General features: G+C 42.8%; 2 protein-coding genes and 1 tRNA gene. All 3 read left to right on the top strand.

All coding sequences use genetic code 11. The features are described 5' to 3' along the window. Window positions 1-368: hypothetical protein (locus ACKI5G_RS04675; protein WP_407398106.1), on the top strand; the 368-nt coding region annotated here is incomplete at its 5' end. Between the two features lie 42 nt (window positions 369-410). After that, window positions 411-486 (top strand) — tRNA-Thr (locus ACKI5G_RS04670). 174 nt (window positions 487-660) lie between these two features. Continuing rightward, a partial coding sequence (locus tag ACKI5G_RS04665; RefSeq protein ID WP_407398104.1) for a cation transporter occupies window positions 661-1,326 on the top strand: 666 nt, incomplete at its 3' end.

Below are 1,326 nucleotides of genomic sequence, written 5' to 3'. Positions count from 1 at the left end.
TAATTGATTTGTTATTGCCTGATAAGCAGTTTGCTGATGAGGTCATCGCTATTTTTGAAGAGGAACTTCCTCTGGAGGAAATGGCCTCAGGGCCGGCCAATGAACTGGGCAACAGTGAAGAATACTTGGATTATGCCATATTGTCCTATGTTATACAGGGGTTGAAGAATGTGCCGGGCAAGGGAGAAAACCTTATCTGCACTGGTTTGTATGCCCCGGTTATTGGCTGTAGAAATATTGCCCTGAGCACCATTGAAGCCTGGCGCAAAGCCGATTTTCAGCTCACCGGGCGGATGCTTGATACCCTGGCAAGGCTCAAGGAAAGGGAGGTTCATGAAGCAACCCGTAAGCGGTTGGAAAAATTTTGATTGAAACCCTAGCCTTCTTAGCGTATAATGTTACATAGTTTCGCTGGTGTAACTCAGTTGGTAGAGTACCTCATTCGTAATGAGGGAGTCGCGGGTTCAAGTCCTGTCTCCAGCACCAGAATATTTTAGGGATACCCATTTGATGTTTCGTCATGTGGGATCCCTTTTTTGTTTTTGGGGATTATTTTATAGATCATCATAATTGACATATAAATCCATTTGATATACCATACTAAAGAAGTTAGATGAAAATGGTTATTAATATTATTGATTGTTAATATATGAGGCTGTTATGAAGAAAGAGCGATATGATATTACCGGTATGTCCTGCGCAGCTTGCTCCGCACGTGTGGAAAAAGCGGTAAGGGCGTTACCGGGAACCGATGAAGTTACAGTTAACCTGCTGACTAATTCAATGCAGGTTGTTTATGATGAAAATGCTTTAAAATATGATAATATAATCGAGGCCGTGGAAAAGGCAGGCTATGGGGCGGCAATTCATGGAGCTGATCAGGCGGTTTCTTTTGAAAATAAAGCCAAGGATGCAATGGAAACAAAAAAATGGTATCTGGTTTGGTCGATAGCATTGTTGCTTCCCGAGATGTATATTTCCATGCATCAAATGCTGTACATCCATTTGGGGCTGGAGGTACCGGAGGTAATTTCGGAGATTTTTGATGGTCCGGAAAATGGGGCGATTTTTGCCATTACCCAGTTGCTTTTGGTGTTGCCGATAATGTTTTTAAATAAAAACTACTATATTAATGGTGGCAAGGCGATGTGGGCTAAGGCGCCCAACATGGATAGCCTGGTGGGCTTGGGATCAGCTGCGGCATTGGTGTATGGTGTAGTGAACCTATATTACATCTGTTGGCATATTGGTCATGGAAATTTAGCCGAGGTTACGCAATATAGTGCCAATCTATATTTTGAGTCGGCCGGTATGATTGTAACATTG

Origin of the sequence: Anaerovibrio sp., assembly GCF_045637405.1 — a bacterium.
GTDB lineage: Bacteria > Bacillota > Negativicutes > Selenomonadales > Selenomonadaceae > Anaerovibrio.
Note: the sequence above shows the minus strand (reverse complement) of the source record. Positions and strands in the feature narration are given on the sequence as shown.